The sequence below is a fragment of the Bosea sp. F3-2 genome (genome assembly GCF_008253865.1).
Taxonomy (GTDB): Bacteria; Pseudomonadota; Alphaproteobacteria; order Rhizobiales; family Beijerinckiaceae; genus Allobosea.
Window position 1 is genome coordinate 1,071,041 of record NZ_CP042331.1, and the last position, 21,263, is coordinate 1,092,303.

The following is a 21,263-nucleotide window of genomic DNA, read 5'->3' on the forward strand; positions in this document are numbered from 1 at the left end:
GTCGATCAGTTCATCCTAATTCAGGCGGGTAATCGTTTTGCCGCGAGATGGCTAGTTTGCACTGCAACACCGGATGCAGGAGCGAACACCCATGGCGGTTGCCGCCGTATCGAATGAAGCAAGCAAGCCGACCGCCGCCTGGGGCGCCGTCATGTCGATGGCGCTTTGCGTGGCGATGCTGATCGCTTCCGAATTCATGCCGGTCAGCCTGCTGACGCCGATGGCGGAAGGGCTACGGGCCACCGAGGGACAGACCGGACAGGCGATCTCGATCAGCGGTCTCTTCGCGGTGGCGTCGAGCATGGTCATCACCACCGTCGCCGGGACGTTGAACCGCAAATGGGTCCTGGTTGCGATGACGGCGTTTATGCTGGTCTCGCTGGTGCTGGTCGCGGCCGCTCCGAATTTCACGGTGCTGATGCTCGGCCGCGCCCTGCTCGGCATCTGCATCGGCGGTTTCTGGGCGCTTGCGACCGCCGTCATCATGCGGCTGGTCCCCGAGAGCGAGGTGCCCCGCGCGCTGGCCCTGATGTATGGCGGCCAGGCGATCGCGGCGGCCTTCGCCGCGCCGATCGGCAGCTATCTGGGCGGCCTGTTCGGCTGGCGCGCAGTGTTCTGGGCGCTGACGCCGATCGTCGCCGTCAACCTCCTCTGGCATGTGACCGCCCTGCCATCGCTCCCGGCACGCCAGCGGCAGGATTTTCGGACGATGTTCGGCCTGCTGAAGCGCCCGTACTTCCTGCGCGGCCTGATCGCCTCGATGCTGTCCTGGGGCTCGGCCTTCACGATGTTCACCTATCTGCGCCCGTTCATGGAGCAGGTGACGAGAGCGGATGTGACGACGCTGTCGATCCTGCTGCTGGTGCTCGGCTGCGCGGGCTTCGTCGGAACCTGGGCCTCTGGCCGCTTCGTGAGCGGCAGCGTCGCGCCTCTTCTCAAGTTCCCCGCGCTGCTGATGGGCGGCTGCACGCTCGGCCTCTTGCTGCTTGGCGGTTCGGTCGTCGCGGCGGGACTTTTCCTGGCGCTCTGGGGCGCGATGAACACCGCCATGTCGGTGATCTGGATGACCTGGATGTCGCAGAACGCGGACGATGCGCCGGAGGCCGGTGGCAGCCTGATGGTCGCCGCGATCCAGGCCTCGATCCTGCTCGGCGCGGTGGTCGGCGGGCTGTTGCTCGATGCCCTGTCCATCTTCGCGACCTTCACGGGAAGCGTGGTCCTGGCCGCCATCGGCATCGCGGTGATCGGCAACGGGCAACGCCTCCTGAAGCCCGAATAATCACAGAGAATAGGGAGATCACGATGGATTCCACCAAGACAACCACCGCGCCGGCCACAGACATCGGCCGTCGCGATTTGATGAAACTGACCGGCGCCGGCGTGGCGACGCTGGCCGCCGCATCGCTCTTCAAGATTTCCAACGCAAAGGCTCAGAGCATGTCAACGGACTGGGACAAGACTTTCCCGAAGAGCGGGAAGGTCGACCACCAGAAGATCATCTTCAGGAACCGCTACGGCATCACCCTGGCGGGCGATCTCTACCTGCCCAAGGACCGGGCCGATCGGCGGCTGGCGGCGCTGGCCGTCGGCGGTCCGTTCGGCGCGGTGAAGGAGCAGTCGTCGGGCCTCTACGCCCAGACGATGGCGGAGCGCGGCTTCGTGACGCTGGCCTTCGATGCGTCCTTCACCGGCGAAAGCGGCGGAGAGCCCCGTAACGTCGCCTCGCCGGACATCAATACCGAGGATTTCAGTGCGGCGGTCGACTATCTCGGCCTGCATCCGTCCGTCGATCGCGAGCGGATTGGCGTCATCGGCATTTGCGGTTGGGGCGGCATGGCCTTGAATGCCGTCGCCGTGGACAAACGGGTCAAGGCCGTCGTCGCCAGCACCATGTATGACATGACCCGCGTTATGTCGAAGGGCTACAACGACAGCGTGACGCCCGAACAGCGCACGCAGACGCTGGAACAACTGAGCCGGCAGCGCTGGGAAGACGCGGCGAACGGAACCCCGGCCTACCAGCCGCCGTACAACGACCTGAAAGGCGGCGAGGCGCAGTTCCTGGTCGACTACCACGACTATTACCGGACACCGCGCGGCTACCATGCGCGCGCGGTCAACTCGGGCAACTCCTGGACCCGGACCACGCCGCTCTCATTCATGAACATGCCGCTCCTGACCTACATCAAGGAGATTTCGCCGCGCCCGGTCCTGCTGATCCACGGCGAAAAGGCCCACTCACGCTACTTCAGCGAAACCGCTTACGCGGCCGCCGCCGAGCCGAAGGAGCTCATGATCATCCCGGGCGCCAGCCATGTCGACCTCTACGACAAGCTGGACGTGATCCCGTTCGACAAATTGGCCAGCTTCTTCAACCGGCATCTGGCCGCGTGACGAAAGTCTGGATCGGGGGAAGCGTCACGCGCTTCCCTCCGACGGGGGGCATTGAATGAAACTCGGGCACAAGGCGTCGTCTCGCCGGACCATGCTGGCAGGCATTGCAGCCAGCCTCGCCGTTGGTTTGGCTGCCCGGGCGCAGACCAGTGCGCCATCGGATCGGAAAGGGGTCGCCATGCGCCTTCGACTTGCCTTCGCGGACCAGGAGTTCACGGCGACGCTGGAGGACAATCCCTCGGCCCGGGATCTGCTCTCCACGGTGCCGCTCGACCTGACGATTGACGACTACGCGACCAACGAGAAAATCGCCTATCTGCCGCGCAAGCTGACCGAGGAAGGCAGCGGAGCCTTCGGCAACGAACGGCCGGGTGACCTCTGCTACTATGCCCCCTGGGGCAATCTCGCCTTGTTCTACGCGGGCTATCGCTGGTCGCGGGGCTTGATCCGCCTTGGACGTCTCGACGGCGGCTTCGAGCCCTTGCTGGTAGGCGGGAAGTTTCCGCTCCGGATTGAGCGCTTGTCCTGAATCTATGGGGCCGCCTGATAGAGTTCCGCCGCGAACTCCTGTGAGTGGAACCATAGCTAACCGTTCTGACGCATCAGATCGGCGCAAGTGACGCATCAGCCTGCCGCACCCGGGGCAGGTTGATTTACGGCCCACAGGAGATGGCCATTGCAGTCGGCGTGAGGCCCCGTGAGCAACGACACGCGGAGATGCCAGAGTTCCCAGGTTCTGAGGACGATCAAGATCTGAACATGATGCCAACCTGATGGCCCAAGGTCTTGGTAGCGGGATCGCGCTCGGCATCCATAAGCTCTCGATTGACGACGGGCTCTGGAGGGAATTCGCACCTTCCGAGGGGATGAGGTCGATCATGCGGATGTGATGTCAATCCCGTTCGGACGATACTAAGCCCGATTGTCGGCTAGCGGTGAGCTTGTCCTGATCTTGCCGATTGGGTCTTAGACAGGTCCCTACCTCGTAGACGCGTGTTCGATCCCGTCTTCGATCCAAGCTCGCGTCTGTTCCAGGATTTCATCCGAAAAGGCCGGATCGTCGGTCGCTCGGGCGAGGATCATTGCTCCCACCATTGCGGCCCAGGTTCCGATCGCCACGCGGCGTCTGTCTGCCGCATTCACTTCCGGGAGCGCCTCGCTGATGCGGTCGATCTGCGATCGAAGCCCGCTCGTCATCGCCCCCTTGGCCTCTGCACTCTGATGGCGGATGTCAGAGGCCAGACCAGCGGTCGGGCAGCCGTCGGCAGCATTGTCACGATGTGCGGGCGAAAGATAAGCGTCGAGATAGCCGCGAATACCTCTCCCGTCGCCTCCGCCCCCGGATAGAACATGGGCGACAGTTTCCGCGACAAGGTCGTCCTTCGAGCTGAAATGGCCGTAGAATCCGCCATGCGTGAAGCCTGCGGCCTTCATCACTTCCGCTACGCCGACGGTGTCGAATCCCTTCTCGCGGAATAGCCGGCTGGCCGCGTCCAGTATCCGGCGACGATTCTCCGCCATCTGCTCCCGACTCACTCTCATTCCAAAAATTCTCCGCCGACGTCGTTGACATATACATGATGGCCATCATATTTAACAGCAATCATGATGACCATCATGAATATAAGGTTCGCGAGAGCGGAGAGCAATCCCATGACAGCCATTCCCTCAGTTCTGATCACCGGAGCATCCTCCGGGATCGGCGCCACCTATGCCGAGCGCTTCGCACGTCGCGGCCACGACCTCGTTCTGGTCGCCCGCGATCGAGCCCGGATGGAGGCGTCGGCGGCGCGTTTGCGCCGGGAGACAGGCGTGGCCATCGACATCATCCAGGCCGACCTCACGCAGGTTGGCGAGCTTGCGGCGGTCGAGGCCCGGCTGCGCGACGACATGCGCATCGGAATCCTCGTCAACAACGCCGGAGCAAGCGTCGGCGGAAGCTTCCTTGAACAGGCGACCGACGACGTCGCGCGCATCGTCGCGCTCAACACGACAGCGCTTCTCAGGCTCGCGAGCGCCATCGCTCCGCGTCTCGCGCAGGCCGGCGACGGGGCGATCATCAACATCGGCTCCGTGGTCGGGTTGGCGCCCGAGTTCGGCATGACCGTCTACGGTGCGACCAAAGCGTTCGTACTGTTTCTCTCGCAGGGACTCAGCCTCGAGCTCGCCCCCACGGGTGTCTACGTCCAGGCCGTGCTTCCCGCCGCAACCCGGACAGAGATCTGGGAGCGCGCCGGCACCGATATCAATACGCTGTCCGGAGTCATGGAGGTGGGCGAGTTGGTGGATGCGGCCCTCGTCGGCTTCGACCGCCGCGAGCCGGTGACCATTCCGCCGCTGCCCGACGTCGGGCAGTGGGACGCGTTGCAGGCGGTGCGTCAGGCCATGCTTCCGAACTTTCGGCAGGAGCACGCGGCCGAGCGGTACCGGACAGCCGCCTGAGCCCCGCCGCGACAATTCCGATGACCGCCTCCATCGAGGCGCGAACCACTGGTGACCTATGAACGACCGTACCCTGTTCGAGCCCTATTCCCTCGGCCCGCTCACCCTCTCCAATCGCATTGTCATGGCGCCTTTGACGCGCAATCGCGCCGGTACAGGTTTCGTACCGGGCGACCTCGCAGCGGAATATTACAGCCAGCGCGCCTCGGCCGGATTGCTGATCTCCGAAGCCGCCCAGATTTCGCGTCAGGGACAGGGCTATCAGGACACGCCCGGCATCTACACCCGGGCGCAGATCGATGGCTGGCGCCGGGCCACCGAGGCCGTGCACGCCAGGGGCGGCCGCATCTTCCTGCAACTCTGGCATGTCGGCCGCGTTTCGCATGTCGATTTGCAAGAGCACGGCACCGTGCCGGTTGCGCCCTCGGCGATCCGGGCGGCGACCAAGACGTTCGTGAACAACGGCTTCGCCGACGTATCGCAGCCGCGTGCGCTGGAGCTCGACGAGCTTCCCGGGATCGTCATTGATTTCCGGCAGGCGGCAGCGAACGCCATGGCCGCCGGTTTCGACGGCGTCGAGATCCACGGCGCCAACGGCTACCTGCTCGACCAGTTCGCCAAGGACGGCGCGAACACTCGTACGGATGCCTATGGCGGCTCCGTCGAGAACCGCGCCCGCCTGATGCTGGAGGTCACGGCCGCGGTGGCCGGCGAGATCGGAGCAGATCGTACCGGCATCCGGATATCGCCCGTCTCGCCCGCCAACGGCGTGTCGAGCAGCGCGCCCCAGGCGCAGTTCGACTATATCGTCGATCAACTGAATACCTTGGGCATCGTCTATATCCATGTCGTCGAGGGGGCGACGGGTGGACCGCGCGATGTCGCGCCGTTCGACTTCGCGTCGCTGCGCCGACGTTTCAGCAAGACCTACATCGCCAACAACGGCTATGACCTCGAACTCGCGACGTCGCGGCTTGCCGAAGGCAAAGCCGATCTGTTCGCCTTCGGACGCCCGTTCATCGCCAATCCCGACCTTGTCGAACGGCTGAAGACGCGAGCGCCTCTGGCGAACTTCAACCCAGCGACGCTCTATGGCGGCGGTTCCGCAGGCTACACCGACTACCCCCCTTTCAGCGCTTCCAGCCATGCATGACCGATCGGTGGTGACATCCGCCCCAACACCGCTCGGCGACGAAAGCCCATAACCTGGGAACCATTGCAATGCGCATCCTGAATCGATCCGCCTCCTTCGCGCTCGTCATGGCCGCGACGCTGACAGCCGCGGTCGCGTGGGCGGACAATGCCTCGCCCGTCGGCTTGTGGCGGAATATCGACGACGCCAGAGGCAAGCCCAGGGCACTGATCCGCATCACGGAAACCAACGGTGCGCTGCAAGGCAAGGTCGAGAAGGTCTTCCTCGCCCCGGGCGAAAGCCCGACCTGCGCGAAGTGCGAAGGCGCACTCAGGAATGCACCCGTCGTCGGCCTGGTCATCCTCTCCGGACTGAAGAAGGACGGCGGTGACTATACCGGCGGCCAGATTCTCGATCCCGACTGCGGCAAGATCTACAGCAGCAAGATCTCCCTCACCGACGGCGGCAGGAAGCTCGACGTGCGCGGCTTCGTCGGTGTGTCGCTGCTGGGTCGCTCGCAGACCTGGGTCCGCCAGGAATAAGGCGCCGGAATCATCGGGAAGACCACCAGTCCAGAGTAAGCCACTCGGAAAAGAAAACATCATGAAAGCCTTCATCGTCGATCGATACCGGAAGAAGGGTCCTGTGCGGTTCGGCGAGATGCCGGAACCGGCGCTGGGGCAAGACGACGTCCTGGTCGAGATTCACGCCGCCGGGCTCAATCTCCTAGATTCGAAGATTCGGGACGGCGAGTTCAAGCTCATCCTGCCCTATCGCCCGCCGTTCATCCCAGGGCACGACGTGGCCGGAATCGTCGTTCGAGTCGGGGCCGGGGTTCAGCGTTTCAAGCCGGGGGACGAAATCTACGCTCGCCCCCGTGACGGCCGGATCGGCGCCTTCGCAGAGCGCATTGCGATCAACGAAGCCGACATGGCGCTGAAGCCGAAGAACCTCTCCATGGCGGAAGCGGCGTCCATCCCCCTGGTCGGGCTGACCGCCTGGCAGGCGCTGGTCGAGCAGGCTGGTTTGCGCAAAGGGCAGAAGATCCTGATCCATGCCGGCTCGGGCGGCGTCGGTACATTCGCGATCCAGTTGGCAAAACATCTCGGCGCGACGGTCGCGACGACCACGAGCACGGCGAACGTCGAGCTGGTCAGGAGCCTCGGTGCCGATGTCGTGATCGACTACAAGAATCAGGATTTCGAGAAGGTCCTGTCAGGCTACGACGTCGTGCTCAACAGCCTGGATGGCGACACGCTCCGAAAATCCCTGGAGGTGTTGAAGCCGGGCGGCAAGCTGATCTCCATCTCCGGCCCCCCCGACTTGGCTTTTGCCAGGGAACAGGGGCTGAACTGGCTCCTGCGGCAGCTCACGCGTCTGCTGAGCTTCGGCATCCGGAGGAAGGCGAGGCGCCATTGCGTCGGCTATTCATTCTTGTTCATGCGCGCGAATGGCGAGCAGCTCGGCGAGATCACGTCGCTGATTGAAGCCGGAGCCATTCATCCTGTGATTGACCGCGCCTTCCCGTTCGAAGCGACCGCAGAAGCCTTGGCTTTCATCGAGACCGGACGCGCGAAGGGCAAGGTCGTCGTCAAGCTGAGGTGAACCCCGCACCGCCGGGCACCCGACATCACGGGCAGCGCTGCAAAAGCAGGTCGGCCTAGCAATTCGAGACATCAACATGAACATGTCCATCGCACGCACCAATCGCATAGAGTGGAAGGACGCGCCGACCAGGAGCGTCGATGCCGCCGGGACGAAGTTCGCCTACCGGCAGCTCGGGTCCGTGTCCGGTGTTCCGCTGATCCTGCTGAATCATTGGGGCGCGACGCTGGACAACTTCGATCCGCGTATCGTCGACGGGCTGGCCGCAACCAGGCCCGTGGTCGCCATCAACTCCCGCGGCGTCGGCGCATCAGGCGGCGGGGCGCCGCTTACCGTAGCCGAGATGGCGCTGGACGCGATCGCCGTGATCCGGGCACTGGGCTTCGCGGAGGTCGATCTGCTCGGCTTCTCTCTCGGCGGCTTCGTTGCGCAGGACATCGTGCTGAAACAGCCCGGTCTCGTCCGAAAGCTCATCCTGACCGGAACCGGCCCGGCCGGGGGCACAGGCATCGACAAGGTCGGGGCAGTGTCCTGGCCGCTCATCCTCAAGGGCCTGCTGACGTTCCGCGACCCGAAATTCTACCTCTTCTTCACATCGACCGCGAATGGCCGCCGCGCCGCGAAGGCCTTTCTGGAACGGCTGCGGGAGCGCCAGGCGGACCGCGACAAGCCGATCACCCTGGCCGCGTTCCTGAGGCAGCTCAAGGCGATCAAAGCCTGGGGCCGGCAACCGCGCCAGGACCTCGGCGCCATCCGGATTCCGGTCCTGGTAGCCAATGGCGACAACGACATCATGGTGCCCACCGCCAACTCGCTCGATCTTGCACGCCGCCTGCCGAATTCCGAGCTCGATCTTTACGAAGATGCCGGGCACGGCGGCATCTTCCAGCACCACGAGGCCTTCCTGCGCAAGGCTCTGGAATTCCTGGCGAGCTGATGCCGGAAGAACTCGCCAACGGACGCTCTCAGGCAGCCCGCATGATCCCCATGCAAGAGCTCGCCCGTTCGATACCGGTTCAACATTTCATCGCCAAACCAGCTCGATGCAGGAGGATGCGGACATGAAATACACGCCCTTTGGGAACACTGGCCTCCGGGTCTCGCAGATCGCGCTCGGCACTGGGAATTTCGGCACCGGCTGGGGCCATGGCGCCGACCCGGAAACGAGCAAGGCGATCTTCGACGCCTATGCCGAGGCTGGCGGCAACTTCATCGACACTGCCGACATCTATCAGTTCGGGCAGTCGGAAGAACTCCTGGGCACGCTGCTGGAGGGGCGACGTGAGAGTTTCGTACTCGCGACCAAGTTCACCAACGGGGCGGCCCCGAACTCCGATAGGCTCGTCACCGGTAACAGCCGTAAGGCCATGATCGCATCGGTGGAGGCGAGCCTCACGCGGTTGAAGACTGACCGGATCGACCTCTACTGGGTACATCATCCCGATGGCGTCACTCCGGCCGAGGAAATCGTTCGCGGCTTCGACGACCTCGCCCGCGCCGGCAAGATCCTGTATGCCGGCCTCTCGAACTTCCCTGCCTGGCGGCTTTCGCGTGCGGCAACGCTGGCGGAATTTTCTAGGGCGGTGCCGATCGCAGCCGCGCAGTTCGAGCACAGCCTGGTCCATCGCGAGCCCGAGGCCGATCTCTTCCCGGCATCCGAGGCACTCGGGCTTGGCGTCGTCACCTGGTCACCGCTCGGCGGCGGCATGCTGACCGGCAAATACAGGCAGGGTGAAAAAGGCCGGGCAGAAAGCATGGGCGGCAGGGTGTTCCAGCCGGAGAATTCACAGCAGCGCACGAAAACCCTCGATACCGTGCTCGCGGTTGCCGACGAACTCGGCGTCAGTGCCGACCAGGTCGCTATTGCCTGGGCCGGAACGCATGGAGCGATCCCCATGATCGGACCGCGCTCGTTGAAGCAACTGACCAGCAACCTGGGAGCGCTTGCGGTCAGCTTCTCCGCGGAACAACTGCATCGGCTTGACAGCGTCAGCAGTCTCGACCCCGCCTCGCCGACACGGACGGTTCGGTCTCGGGCAGGAGAGGAGCGCGCGCGGCGGATCGTTGCCTGAACGCGCCCGCATTCCAACTGGCTCGGCAAGGCGGGGGGCGCCGCGTTCTCGGTTGCGCATTGCATCGCTTCCGAAGTCATACCCGTCTGCCGGAGAGCGTCGATGATGACCTTGAAGGCCAAGAGATCCGGCTCGACCGGGGAGCCGAACCGCTGCTGATACGCGGCGAGCATCCGCTCCGCGTCGCGGCGATCGCTGAATAGCCGGAAGCTCATTCGCTCTGCGGCTATCGACGATACCACAGGGCCTCGACCAGCAGGGCGAAAGCCGGCGTTGGCTGGCGCCGGCTCGGGTAGTAGAGATGGTAGCCGGAAAAGGGCTCGCACCAATCGGCGAGAACGCGAACGAGCCGGCCATCGGCCAGATAGGGCGCGACCTGGCGTTCCGTCAGATAGACCAAGCCATGGCCATCCAGCGCTGCCTTCAGCATCAGGCTCGCGGTATTGAAGATCAGTTGGCCATCGACCCTGACGTTGAGCTCCCTGCCCTTCTTCTCGAATTCCCAAGCATAGAGACCGCCATGGATCGGCAGCCGCAGGTTGATGCAGTTGTGGTCGGTCAGGTCCTGCGGCGCGACTTTGTCTTCACGACCGACCGGATGAAGGCTGCGCGGTAACATGGCGCCCTCATCCTCATCCTTTGGCGCGGAGTGTTCGGTTGCCGTCACGCTGCTGCCGATTATGGCAGCGGTGCTCACCGGTTTCCTTGTGATCGGCATCGCCCTGCCGGTTCTGCCGAGAGCCACTCCCTGCCATCATGGAATCCGCCAAGCTGAAGCAGTGGCTCGCCTGGCATTCGGCCCCGCAAAATTGCTCTGATCGCCAACTCAAACTCGAGGCCGAGTTTCAAGCAGACCGTCTGGAAATGGCCTCGACGCGCGCAATGACGGCGGCGATTTCGTCCTCGCTGTTGTAATAGTGCGGAGATGCACGCACGACCGGTGGCAACCTGCGCGTGGTGGCGTCGATCGGCGTGCTCGCGGGTGGCGACACCGAAACGTTGATGCCAGCCTCCGACAGCTTCTGCATGACCGTCGAGGCGTCGATCCCTTCCAGCGTAAACGAGACGATCGCCGCTCTCTGTCGTCCAAGGTCATGAACCGTCACTCCTCGAATCTCTGCAAGCCCAGCTCGCAGGTTGGTCGCAAGCTCCTGACATCGCGCTTCGATAGCGCCGAGACCGACGGCAAGAGCGTATTCCGCAGCAGCGCCCAATCCGAGCTTCGTCGCGTAATTGGTTTCCCACGTCTCGAACCGACGAGCATCCGCGCGCATCTCGTAACCGCCCAACACGTCCACTCTCGCTCCGAACAGGTCGAGCATGACCGGCTCGGTGCGTTCGAGCAGGCTCCGGCGCATATACAAGAAGCCGGTTCCACGCGGGGCTCGGAGAAACTTCCGGCCGGTTGCTGTCAGAATATCGCAACCCAATGCATCGACGTCGACGGGCATCTGACCAATCGCCTGGCACGCATCAAGCAGGTATGTCACGCCGCGCGCTCGGGCCACACGACCCACCTCCGCGGCAGGGTTCGCGAGGCCGCCGTTGGTGGGTATCCAGGTGATCGCAATCAGGCGTACGCGATCGTCGATCATCCGATCCAGTGCTTCAGGATCGAGCGCCCCAAATGCATCGTCTGGGATCACCTCTACCGAGGCTCCGGTCCGCTTCGCCATTTGCAGAAATGCGATGTAGTTCGCCGCGAACTCGGCCGAGGTCGTCAAGATGCGATCACCGGCTTTGAAGTTCATCGCGTAGAACGCGCGCTGCCAAGCAATCGTGGCATTTTCGGTGACGGCGATTTCGTCGCTGTGCGCTCCGATCAAGCGAGCGATGCTGTCGTACACTGCGAGCACCCGCGCGGCCGCTTCGGCAGAAGCTTCATAGCCACCGATTTCGGCCTCGCGGCGAAGATGCCCCATTACGGTGTCGATCACCGGCACCGGCATCAGGGCCGCCCCGGCGTTGTTCATATGATTTCGGTGTTGCGTGCCCGGGGTCTCGGCACGAACGCGATGCAGGTCGATCAACATGGCGACATCCAATCGATGGTAGGCTTCAAGACTGCCTTGAAGAAAAGCATTTTCACTTTCAAGGCTGAGAAATACGAGCGCGACTTCGCTCTGCCGTCGGTGCGAAGGCCAACGCTCAGAAACTCATTTGCCGTCGGCATTCCCGGCAGAATGCCGAGCCAATGCAGCGTCATGGGCGGTCAATTGAGTGGTCGCTGAATGACGTTCGGCGCCCGGCCGGAAAACCGCCAATATGCCTCCGCCCATCAGCGCGACCGCCGCGATTGCCAGGGAAAGGTCGAAAGACTGCCAACGCGAGTAGATCGCGTCAGCCGCTAGCGGGCCTACTATCTGGCCGATGCCGTAAGCCGTCGTCATAACGGCCAATATGTTGAACCGGACCGTTTCTGCGACTTTCCGGGCCGCCGGCATGGCGATCGTCACGGTTCCCATGAAGGTTCCGCCAACCAGCAACGCGCTCAGAATATATGCCGCGGGCGTATGCAGGATCGGCAGCATGACGCCGACCGCCTGGACCAAAAGATTCGCTGTGAGGCTAAGGCGGACGCCAAATCGTTCGTGCATCGCGTGCCAAAAGAAGCACGAAGGCACGGCTCCCAGACCGAATACGGCCCAGATATGGACCGGATCGGCAGACTTAAGGACCTGACCGACGAGGAGCGGCAGATAGGTCGCCGTAACGATATACCCCAGCCCGGCCAGACCGTAGATCGCGATGAGCCGTTTGGCACCTAGTGGTTGCGACTTCGCAGGTGCGGAGTTGGAGGGCTTCTCCGACGCCGAGAGCGGAATGCGATCGGCTTGCCTCTGCATCAGGATGGCTGCGACGGAGATCACTCCCGAGGCGAGTGCCAGCATGAGCCAGATCGTTCGAGCCGCGAAACCGACGCTATGCGCAACGGCAATAATTTCTGCTGAAACCAGGATCCCGATCCCGACGCCGGCGAAAAGGGCGGGAGCCCCATGGTGGTATCGGCGATCATGAATCAGCCAATGCGAGGCGGCGACCATGGCAAGCGCGCTGGAAACACCGGAGAGCCCGCGCACCGCTACGATCGCCCATTCAGGTAATCGAAGCGCCAGAACACCAAGCAGGCCGACCGTCGAGACGACCGCAATATTGCAAAGCTGCCTGCTCGGAACGCGAGACAGAAAGGCACTCAACAACGCGCCGACCAGATATCCGGCGTAGTTGCCGGAGGCGGCATACGATCCGGCCCGCACTGAGAGATCGTGATCGGCGATCATCAGCGGGTAAAGGCCTGTGAAGGCAAATCGACCAAAGCCCATGCCAACGATCAGCACTAGCGCAGCAGCGACCGTCGCCGCGCCATCTCCCCTTCTACGCATCTGCGTTGTCCTCGATATCCGAGAACGCCGCGAGCGTGTTGCGGAACTCATTGAAAGCTGGTGTTGAAAATCCCGGCCGGCTGGCAAGGTAAGTATCCACGCGCATCAGCGCCTTCTCCGCGACGGTGCCCATGTGGCACATCAGATCGAGCACGGTGCGGGGAATGACGCTGAAGCACGAGCCCGAAGCTGTGCAGGCAAACATTGCGTGGTACGAGCGCACCTCCTGGACAGCGAAACGTCCCTTGAGCGTGCCGAAACCCGTGAGCCATTCTTCCGCGAGCATGCGGTAGGTGCACCCGGGCGCGAAGGCCGCCAGCGACTTCGGCTTGATATCGTCGGCATAACGCACCTCGGGATGCCCCGGCGGTAGAACAAGGACAAGGTCTTCCCGGAAGACTGGAACCTTGTCGAGCTCATGCGGTCCCAGCCACCAATCTCCTGAAGGGACGGCGATCAGCGCGCAGTCGATGCGATGCGCGAACAGGGAGTCGATAAGCTGCCTGGTGGGCGCCGTCGAAAGGTCGATCGTGACCTCGGGCCATTGTGAATTGAAGCGAGCGAGGGGAGCGGGCAACCGGCTCGCGACGGTACATTCCATCGAACCAATGCGAAGCACCCCCGCGGGACCAGCAGGATTGACGACCTGAACGGCCTCGTCGGCGAGGTTTAGGATGCGATCGGCATAATCGAGATAGGTCCGCCCCGCATCGGTCAGCGTCATGCCCTTCCGCTCGCGCAGGAACAGCGGCACGCCGAGCTCTTCTTCGATTTGCTGGATTCGGGTCGTGACGTTCGACGGCACGCGGCCAAGCAGCTCCGCGGCGCGCGTGATGCTCTGCTCCTTGGCGACGGTTCGGAAAACCGCAAGCGCGGCGAAGTCCATATGAATTCTCCAACAAAGAATGTTATTGACTCTGTATTCTCTTTTTGTGAATTTTAGTCAATGAATTTTGCCGAGGAGGCCGGAATGTTGGATGCACTGGGCGTCGAAGTGCCGATCGTGCAGGCGCCGATGGCGGGTGTTTCGACCCCAGCCTTGGCGGCGGCTGTGTCAAATGCCGGCGGTTTGGGTTCGATCGGAGTCGGTGCGACGGATGCCGCCGGCGCCAGAGCGGCGATTGCGGATCTGAGATCGCGCACCGATCGTGCCTTCACCGTCAACGTGTTCGTACATGGCCCGGCAAAGGCCGATCCGGCGCGCGAGGCAGCTTGGCTGGATTGGCTTTCGCCCCTGTTTGCCGAATTCGGCGCCGAGCCTCCGAAGGCGCTGCGAACGATCTACAAGAGCTTCGCCGACGACGAAGAGATGCTGGCGATGCTCATCGAGACGAAGCCGCCTGTCGTCAGCTTTCACTTTGGCGTGCCGGCGCTCGATGCGATCACGGGATTGAAGCGGGCGGGCGCAACTCTGCTCGCAACCGCAACGAGCCTTGAGGAAGCCCGCAAGATCGAGGCCGCTGGCATTGATGCGATCGTGGCGCAAGGCATTGAGGCGGGCGGGCATCGCGGCGTGTTCGACCCGTCCGCTCCAGACGATGGGTTGGGCACGATCGCTCTGACACGCCTCCTGGTGCAGAACATCAAGCTGCCCATCATTGCCGCGGGCGGCATCATGGATGGGGCGGGGATTGCCGCCGTGCTCGATCTCGGCGCGAGCGCCGCCCAACTGGGCACGGCCTTCATAGCGTGCCCGGAATCGGCGGCCGATGAGGCATACCGGGCAGCATTGACAGGTCCTGGCGCCGATCACACTCGGCTGACGACCCTCATCTCGGGCCGGCCGGCGCGGGCTCTCGCCAATCGCTTTACGGGGCTTCACAAAAGCGTGGCTGACCTCCTGCCTCCCGACTACCCGATCGCCTACGACGCCGGAAAGGCGCTCCATTCCGCGGCAAAGGGCAAAGGCGAACATGGCTTTGGCGCCCAATGGGCGGGTCAAGGAGCTCCTCTTGCCCGAGCCATGCCGGCGGCCGAGCTCGTCGCCACCTTGGTTCGCGAACTCAACGCAGCGCCTTCCGGTCCTGCCCGGAGCCTGTGACATGCCTCTGCTCAGAATTGACGTCGTGAGGGGGCGCCGCGAAGAGGAGCTAGTCCTCCTGCTTCAGGGCGGCACGACGCCATGGTCGAGGCGTTCGGCGTGCCGGTGCGAGATCGCTACCAGATCCTGACCGAGCGCGAGCCCTCGCGCCTGATACTCGAAGATACCGGGCTCGGCTTCGAACGAAGCGACAAGCGCGTCCTGATCCAGGTGACGACCCGGCCGCGCTCTCGCGAGATGAAGGAGCGCTTCTACGCTCTTGCGGTAAAGTATCTCGGCGAGCGCTGCGCTATTCGGCCTGAAGATATCGCAATCTCCTGCGTCGAAAACTCCGATGAAGATTGGAGCTTCGGCCACGGCAGGGCGCAATTCCTGACAGGCGAACTCTAATCCTTATCATCGCCGCGCGTCTTTCGCGCCAACGCGTGACCTCAACAATAAGCGCCCGGCAAACGGGCCTTTCGCAGCAACGGGAGGAAAACATGGCAATTTCGACGCGGCTGACGCGGTTTTTTGATATCGAGCACCCCATCATCCTAGCTCCGATGACCCCTGCTGCTGGTGGAGCGCTCGCTTCCGCGGTCAGCCAGGCGGGAGCGCTTGGACTGCTGGGCGGCGGATATGCCGATCGGGCCTGGTACGAGGAGGAGACCCGCAACATTACGCATCCGCGCGTCGGATGTGGCTTCATCACCTGGGCGGCCGAAAGGGATCTCGATCTTTTCGAACGCGCGCTGACGGACAGGCCGACGGCGATGATGCTGTCGTTTTCTGATCCCGCCCTTCTGGCGGCGCGGGTCAAGAAGGCAAAGGTGCCATTGATCTGCCAGGTCCATACGCCGGATCAGGCGAGGCGCGCGATCGACGTCGGAGCGGATGTTGTCGTCGCACAGGGCACGGAAGCTGGCGGCCACGGGCTCGACGAATACACGATGCTCTCGCTGCTGTCGCTCGTCATAGAGCTCGCGAGCAGGAACGCGGCTTCGCCACTGGTGGCGGCTGCCGGTGGGATTGCCGACGGTCGCGGGCTGGCGGCCGTGCTTGAGCTCGGCGCGGACGGGGTGCTCATGGGGACGCGGTTCTGGGCAACCCAGGAATCGCTCATCCATCCTGCTGCCAAGCAGAAAGTTATCGCCGCCGATGGCGATGCCACCATTCGCACGTCCGTCTATGACATCGTCAGGCAGAAGGATTGGCCGCGGGGATACACGGGCCGCCTCTTGAAGAACGCCTTCATCGAGAAGTGGCACGGCAGGGAGGCTGAACTTCGCAAGATGCGCGCGGAAGAACTCCTGAAGGTGGAGGAAGCCTGGTCTGCCGGTGACTACGACACCGCCAACGTCACCGTCGGACAGGCCATCGGACTGGTTCACGATGTGCCGCCGGCCGCCGAGGTCATCTCGCGGATAATGCAGCAAGCCGCGGATCTGGTGGGCAAATTCGCACCACAGAAGGCGAGCGCCTGATCTGCACCACCCTCGCTCTGATCCCGGCGATAGCTCCTCTAACGCCGGGATCAGAGCACCTGTCCGGGCGGCGCATGGCATGTCCGCTTGGCGGCAATGACTCAATGTCTGGAAGCTACCCTTCTGCGACCTTCGGAACGTCTGCTCGGGGGCGAGATCCCGGCGACCTTCCAGGAGCGGGTGGATGCCGGGCGAGGCGGGCACGCGTCACCGAAACTCTCGACCGCGCCGAGGAGGCGGAAACCCTTCCAAGTCAGATACTTACTGAGATATCGGTGGTCTTTGCTACCTAATGCCGGATCTATCAGGCTTGAACGCCCTCTTTGTCGTGAGCGCGGGCGTCGCACTTGCCGCAGCGATCGTTGCACTCAGGCTAGCCCGAACAAGAGACATGAAAGCACAGTCCCCGCCCTTGCGAACCGGATAGAACGACCGCCGCTCTTTAACAGAGAGTTTCACTCGGCGGCGATTGCCATCGGCGACAGCCGTTCCTCCGCCGAAGTCTCATGGAGACCATCCGCCGTCGGCTCGATCCGGAACCACGCCGTGTAGAGGGCCGGCAGGAAGAGCAGGATCAACACCGTGCCGACCGCGGTGCCCCCGATGAGCGTATAGGCCATCGATCCCCAGAACACGGAATGTGTGAGGGGTATGAACGCCAGAACGGCGGCCAATGCGGTCAAGATTACGGGCCGCGTACGCTGCACGGTCGCCTCGATCACGGCGTGGTAGTCGTCGAGTCCCGCCGCCTGGTTCTCCTTGATCTGTTCGGTCAGGATCAACGTGTTGCGCATCAGAATGCCAGCCAACCCGATCAAGCCCAAAATGGCGTTGAAGCCGAAGGGCTGATTGAAAGCGAGCAGCGTCGGCACGACGCCGACGAGTCCGAGCGGTGCGGTCAACAGCACCATGGCCATCATCGAGAATGATCGCACCTGAAGCATAAGGACGATCAGCGTTGCCGCGATCATGATCGGGAAAACCTTGCCCAGCGCGATATTGGCCTTGGCTGCCTCCTCGATCGATCCGCCCATTTCAATTCGATACCCGGCCGGAAGGGAGGCGATCACTGGCTGAAGCGCTGCCATGACCTGCTTCGATACCTCGGGAGGCTGCGTCGCCTCGTTGATGTCCGATCGGATCGTGATAACCGGCGTTCGGTCCCGACGCTTCAGGATCGGCTCTTCCAGACGGATCTCGGAATGGCCGATTTGGTCGAGCGGAACCTGTCGTCCATCCCGGCTCATCAGTGAGAAATCCGCCAGGCGCGCTGGATCGAGCCTCTCTGCCCCAGCGCTGCGCGCCACGACAGGAACATTGCGGATGTCTTCGCGGACCTGTGTGACGGCCACGCCGGTGAGGAGGAACTGGAGTTGTCTGCCGACCTCGGCTGGCGAAAGACCGATGAGGTTGAGTCGATCCTGATCCGGGACGAAACGCAGCGTGGGCGTGCGGTTCCCCCAATCGCGGTTGGCTTGCCGCACATCGGAGACGTCGCGCATGAGACCAAGCGCCGCTTCGGAGATGCCGTAGAGCTGCACAGGGTCTGGCCCCATGACACGGAATTCGACGGGGAACGGTGTGTACGGGCCGAACACAAGTTGTGTGACGCGGATATAGGCTTCCGGCGCAAGTCCTTGTGCGACCGCCTCTCGCAGCCGGTGCTTCAATGCCTCGCGTGCCTCTGCGTCCGGAGTGCGAACGACGACCTTGGCGAATGCCGGGTCCGGCAGTTCCGGCGCCATGGCAAAGAAGAAGCGCGGAGCACCCTGACCGATGTAACTCGTGATGGTCTTTGTCTCGGATTGGCGATTCAACCAGTCCTCGAGAGTCTTAACCGTAGCGGTCGTTGTCTCGATGCTGGTGCCTTCCGGCAGGCGGACCTCCACCAGCACCTCCGGACGATCGGAGGTCGGGAAGAACTGCTGCTTCACTCCGCCCATGCCGACAACGGCCAACGCAAAGGCGATGGCGACGACGGCGCAGGTCAGGAACTTGTGGCGCACGGCCAGGCTGATGACTCTCCGGAGGCGCCGATAATTCGGTGTGTCGTAGATCGCGTGGGTGCCGCCTTCGATCGGTTTGATCGCGGGCAGCATTTTGACGCCGAGATAGGGCGTGAAGACCACCGCGACGATCCAGGAGACGATGAGGGCGAAGCCCACGACCCAGAAGATGTTCCCGGCATATTCGCCGGCGGTCGAGCGGGCGAAGCCTACCGGGAGGAACCCGGCGATCGTCACGAGCGTTCCCGACAGCATCGGCGCTGCCGTGTGGCTCCAGGCATAGGCCGCAGCTTTGATGCGGTCCATGCCCTCCTCCATCTTCACCACCATCACTTCGATGGCGATAATGGCATCGTCGACGAGCAAGCCGAGCGCGAGGATAAGGGCGCCTAGCGTGATCCGATCGAAGAACCGGCCGGTTTCGAGCATGATGAGGAATACGACGGCGAGCGTCAGAGGGACCGCCGCCGCCACCACGATACCGACGCGCCAACCGAGGCTGAGCAGGCTCACGAGCAGCACGACGCCGAGCGCCATCGCGAACTTCAGCATGAACTCGTCCACGGCTGAGGCGATGTTGACGGCCTGATCCGAAACCTTGTCGAGCGTCATCCCGAGAGGCAGCGTTTGCGCGATGGCAGCGGTCTTCGCCTCCAGCGCCCTGCCCAGGGCGAGGCCATCCCAGCCTTCCTGCATCACCGCCGCGAGCATGATGGTGGGTTCGCCTTCGTGCCGAATGAGAAAGCTCGGAGGATCCTCGTAACCACGGCGGATATCGGCCACATCGCCGAGCTTCAGCGTTCTTCCCGCTGCAACGATCGGAGTGTCGGCGATCGCTTGGACGCCATCATAGGCTCCGTCAATCCGGATGAAGACCCGCGGTCCTCGCGTGTCGATCGAACCCGACGGAGTGACGGTGTTCTGTCGTTGCAGGGCGCCGACGATGTCCTGCGCCGAGACACCGAGCGTCGCCAGCTTGGCGAATGAAAACTCGACAAAGATCTGTTCGGGGAGCTCGCCCAGGATGTTGATCTTCTTGACGCCCGGCACGTGCAGAAGGTCCTGGCGGATCAACTCGGCCTGCCGGACCAGCTCGCGCATCGGCATGCCCTTCGCCTTGAGCGCATAAAGCGCGAAGCTGACATCCGAATATTCGTCGTTGACGAACGGGCCGAGTACGCCTGGCGGCAGATTGCGAGCTTCATCGCCCAGCTTCTTGCGGGCCTGGTAGAACTCCTCCTGCACCGCCGACGGCGGAGTGCTGTCCTTCAGCGTGACCGTCATATAGGCGTAGCCCGGACGCGTGGTTGTCTCGACTCTGTCGTACCAGGTCAGCTCCTGGATGCGCTTCTCCAGCGGTTCAGCGACGAGATCCTGCATCTCTCGCGCGGTCGCGCCCGGCCACGCGGTCGTGACCGTCAAGGTTTTGATGGTGAAGTTGGGGTCCTCCGCCCGGCCCAGCATGAAGAAGGCGTACGCACCGGCGGCTACGAGCAGGAGGATGGAAAACAGCGTGACGGCACGTTCGCGAACGGCAATCGCGGAAAGATTGAAACTCATCATTTGCTCCCGTCGTCAGAGCCGGTCCTGACGCGAGCCCCCTCCCGTAGGAGATGAGCTCCAAGCGAAACGATCGGATCGCCGGGATTCACTCCGGTAATCGTGGCGGTTTCCCCGCTCACCCGGGTGAGCTTGACGGGCAGGAAACGGACGGTCGAGCTGGCGCCGTCCACCACCCATACCCCGGTCTTCCTCCCGTCATCGAGAACGGCGCCGAGCGGAACCTGCACTTCGGGTCGGTTTGCCTGACTGGCAACGCGAACGGTCACGGTCGCGCCGAGTGGAGCCGCTGCGGCCTCTCCGTCCAGGACATAGCGGGCCTCGTACGTCCGGGTCAGGGCATCGGCTGAATCCGACAACTGCCGGAGATGCGCGGTATGAGGACGCCCATCGCTCCCATACACACTCGCTTCGGCTGCCGACCCGATCGCCGGCCGGATCGTTTCCGGAAGAGCGACCACGGCTTCGCGCGGACCGGCCTGGGCCAAGCGGACGACGGTCTGCCCGGCGGAAACGACCTGCCCGGGTTCTCCAAGAGCTTCGACCACGGTCCCATCCGCATCCGCTACCAGGACCGAATAGGTCGCCTCGTTCTCGGCGACCCGGGCTTCGGCTTCAGCAGCCGCGAGTTGCGCCTTGGCCGTGTCCAAGGCGGCCTTTGCCTGCTCGTAGCGTTGGCGAGAGGCCCAGCCATTGTTGACCAGATTGGCATAACGCCGCTCATCCGCGTCGGTCTGAACGACGGCGGCTCGCGCTGCGGCAACGGCGTTTCGTTTCGCCGTAAGCGCCAGGCGAAGGTCCGTTTCGTCAATCCGCATGAGCGGTTCGCCAGCCTTGACCTGCTGCCCGACATTCACGAGCCGCTCGACGATCTTGCCGGGAACGCGAAAGCCGAGATTGCTCTGCACTCTCGCTCCGATGACGCCCGTAAAGCCGCGTTCCGAGCCGGAAACGCGCATCGCTTTCGCCAACCTGACGATCGGAGGTTCCTGCCGTGGATCTCCCACGGCGGAGGCCTTCTGCGGACGCGTGGAGAGCACGATGAATGCAGCCACCGCCCCTGCTGCGACCAGGACGCTTCCGAACGCGATAACCGACCTCTTCCTCTTGCTCATCGCCTTGCACCAATTAGATTGCGTTCGCACTCTATATTCTCTATAGA

At 63.3% G+C, this 21,263-nt stretch carries 18 protein-coding genes and 1 pseudogene; 12 read left to right on the forward strand and 7 right to left on the reverse strand.

The window, feature by feature from the left end; all coding sequences use genetic code 11:
* Positions 1–91: 91 nt before the first annotated feature.
* From FQV39_RS04915 to FQV39_RS04925, 3 genes are all read left to right on the forward strand, one after another.
* On the forward strand, positions 92–1,279 hold the full coding sequence (locus FQV39_RS04915) for an MFS transporter (RefSeq protein WP_149129281.1): 1,188 nt from the start codon (positions 92–94) through the stop codon (positions 1,277–1,279).
* A gap of 23 nt (positions 1,280–1,302) precedes the next feature.
* Entirely contained in the window at positions 1,303–2,394 is a 1,092-nt protein-coding gene (locus FQV39_RS04920) for an alpha/beta hydrolase (RefSeq protein WP_149129282.1), read from the forward strand.
* A 91-nt stretch (positions 2,395–2,485) separates the two neighbouring features.
* A complete protein-coding gene (locus FQV39_RS04925) occupies positions 2,486–2,923 on the forward strand; it encodes a cyclophilin-like fold protein (protein ID WP_472840675.1) in 438 nt (145 codons plus the stop codon).
* Between the two features lie 449 nt (positions 2,924–3,372).
* On the opposite strand, the gene FQV39_RS04930 is transcribed toward FQV39_RS04925, so the two are convergent.
* On the reverse strand, positions 3,373–3,936 hold the full coding sequence (locus tag FQV39_RS04930) for a TetR/AcrR family transcriptional regulator (RefSeq protein ID WP_149129284.1): 564 nt from the start codon (positions 3,934–3,936) through the stop codon (positions 3,373–3,375).
* Positions 3,937–4,047: 111 nt separating this feature from the next.
* Between FQV39_RS04930 and FQV39_RS04935 the strand changes: the two genes are divergently transcribed.
* From FQV39_RS04935 to FQV39_RS04960, 6 genes are all read left to right on the forward strand, one after another.
* Positions 4,048–4,836: an SDR family NAD(P)-dependent oxidoreductase gene (locus FQV39_RS04935; RefSeq protein ID WP_149129285.1), complete on the forward strand. Its 789-nt coding sequence runs from the start codon at positions 4,048–4,050 to the stop codon at positions 4,834–4,836.
* A gap of 58 nt (positions 4,837–4,894) precedes the next feature.
* Complete coding sequence (locus FQV39_RS04940; RefSeq protein WP_149129286.1) at positions 4,895–5,989, forward strand: alkene reductase; 1,095 nt, start codon at positions 4,895–4,897, stop codon at positions 5,987–5,989.
* Between the two features lie 68 nt (positions 5,990–6,057).
* Positions 6,058–6,510 carry a DUF2147 domain-containing protein gene (locus FQV39_RS04945; protein ID WP_149129287.1) on the forward strand — a complete coding sequence of 151 codons (453 nt, stop codon included), beginning with the start codon at positions 6,058–6,060 and terminating at the stop codon, positions 6,508–6,510.
* 61 nt (positions 6,511–6,571) lie between these two features.
* A complete protein-coding gene (locus FQV39_RS04950) occupies positions 6,572–7,573 on the forward strand; it encodes an NADP-dependent oxidoreductase (protein ID WP_149129288.1) in 1,002 nt (333 codons plus the stop codon).
* A 76-nt stretch (positions 7,574–7,649) separates the two neighbouring features.
* Positions 7,650–8,510, forward strand: a complete 861-nt coding sequence (locus tag FQV39_RS04955; RefSeq protein WP_149129289.1) for an alpha/beta fold hydrolase — start codon at positions 7,650–7,652, stop codon at positions 8,508–8,510.
* The gene (locus FQV39_RS04960) at positions 8,437–9,645 is read left to right on the forward strand and encodes an aldo/keto reductase (RefSeq protein WP_248313252.1); all 1,209 of its coding nucleotides are present in this window, start codon (positions 8,437–8,439) and stop codon (positions 9,643–9,645) included. The genes FQV39_RS04955 and FQV39_RS04960 overlap by 74 nt, the downstream gene beginning before the upstream one ends.
* A 226-nt stretch (positions 9,646–9,871) precedes the next feature.
* On the opposite strand, the gene FQV39_RS04965 is transcribed toward FQV39_RS04960, so the two are convergent.
* From FQV39_RS04965 to FQV39_RS04980, 4 genes are all read right to left on the reverse strand, one after another.
* Positions 9,872–10,264, reverse strand: coding sequence for a LysR substrate-binding domain-containing protein (locus FQV39_RS04965; RefSeq protein WP_282570216.1), 393 nt, complete (start codon positions 10,262–10,264; stop codon positions 9,872–9,874).
* A gap of 226 nt (positions 10,265–10,490) precedes the next feature.
* The gene (locus FQV39_RS04970) at positions 10,491–11,678 is read right to left on the reverse strand and encodes an aminotransferase class V-fold PLP-dependent enzyme (protein ID WP_149129291.1); all 1,188 of its coding nucleotides are present in this window, start codon (positions 11,676–11,678) and stop codon (positions 10,491–10,493) included.
* Positions 11,679–11,801: 123 nt separating this feature from the next.
* On the reverse strand, positions 11,802–13,028 hold the full coding sequence (locus tag FQV39_RS04975) for a YbfB/YjiJ family MFS transporter (RefSeq protein WP_149129292.1): 1,227 nt from the start codon (positions 13,026–13,028) through the stop codon (positions 11,802–11,804).
* Positions 13,021–13,914, reverse strand: a complete 894-nt coding sequence (locus tag FQV39_RS04980; protein WP_149129293.1) for a LysR family transcriptional regulator — start codon at positions 13,912–13,914, stop codon at positions 13,021–13,023. Before FQV39_RS04980 ends, FQV39_RS04975 begins: the two co-directional genes overlap by 8 nt.
* An 84-nt stretch (positions 13,915–13,998) precedes the next feature.
* Between FQV39_RS04980 and FQV39_RS04985 the strand changes: the two genes are divergently transcribed.
* The 3 genes and pseudogenes from FQV39_RS04985 to FQV39_RS04995 all read left to right on the forward strand — a co-directional run bounded on the left by FQV39_RS04985 (position 13,999) and on the right by FQV39_RS04995 (position 16,535).
* The gene (locus FQV39_RS04985) at positions 13,999–15,069 is read left to right on the forward strand and encodes an NAD(P)H-dependent flavin oxidoreductase (protein ID WP_149129294.1); all 1,071 of its coding nucleotides are present in this window, start codon (positions 13,999–14,001) and stop codon (positions 15,067–15,069) included.
* Between the two features lies 1 nt (position 15,070).
* Positions 15,071–15,459: pseudogene (locus FQV39_RS04990) on the forward strand (tautomerase family protein).
* A 92-nt stretch (positions 15,460–15,551) separates the two neighbouring features.
* Positions 15,552–16,535, forward strand: a complete 984-nt coding sequence (locus tag FQV39_RS04995; protein ID WP_149129295.1) for an NAD(P)H-dependent flavin oxidoreductase — start codon at positions 15,552–15,554, stop codon at positions 16,533–16,535.
* A 455-nt stretch (positions 16,536–16,990) separates the two neighbouring features.
* Here the strand turns inward: FQV39_RS04995 and FQV39_RS05000 are convergent, their stop codons facing one another.
* Both FQV39_RS05000 and FQV39_RS05005 read right to left on the reverse strand, forming a co-directional pair.
* Entirely contained in the window at positions 16,991–20,101 is a 3,111-nt protein-coding gene (locus FQV39_RS05000) for an efflux RND transporter permease subunit (RefSeq protein ID WP_149133665.1), read from the reverse strand.
* Positions 20,101–21,216, reverse strand: coding sequence for an efflux RND transporter periplasmic adaptor subunit (locus FQV39_RS05005; protein WP_149129296.1), 1,116 nt, complete (start codon positions 21,214–21,216; stop codon positions 20,101–20,103). Before FQV39_RS05005 ends, FQV39_RS05000 begins: the two co-directional genes overlap by 1 nt.
* Positions 21,217–21,263 lie beyond the last annotated feature (47 nt).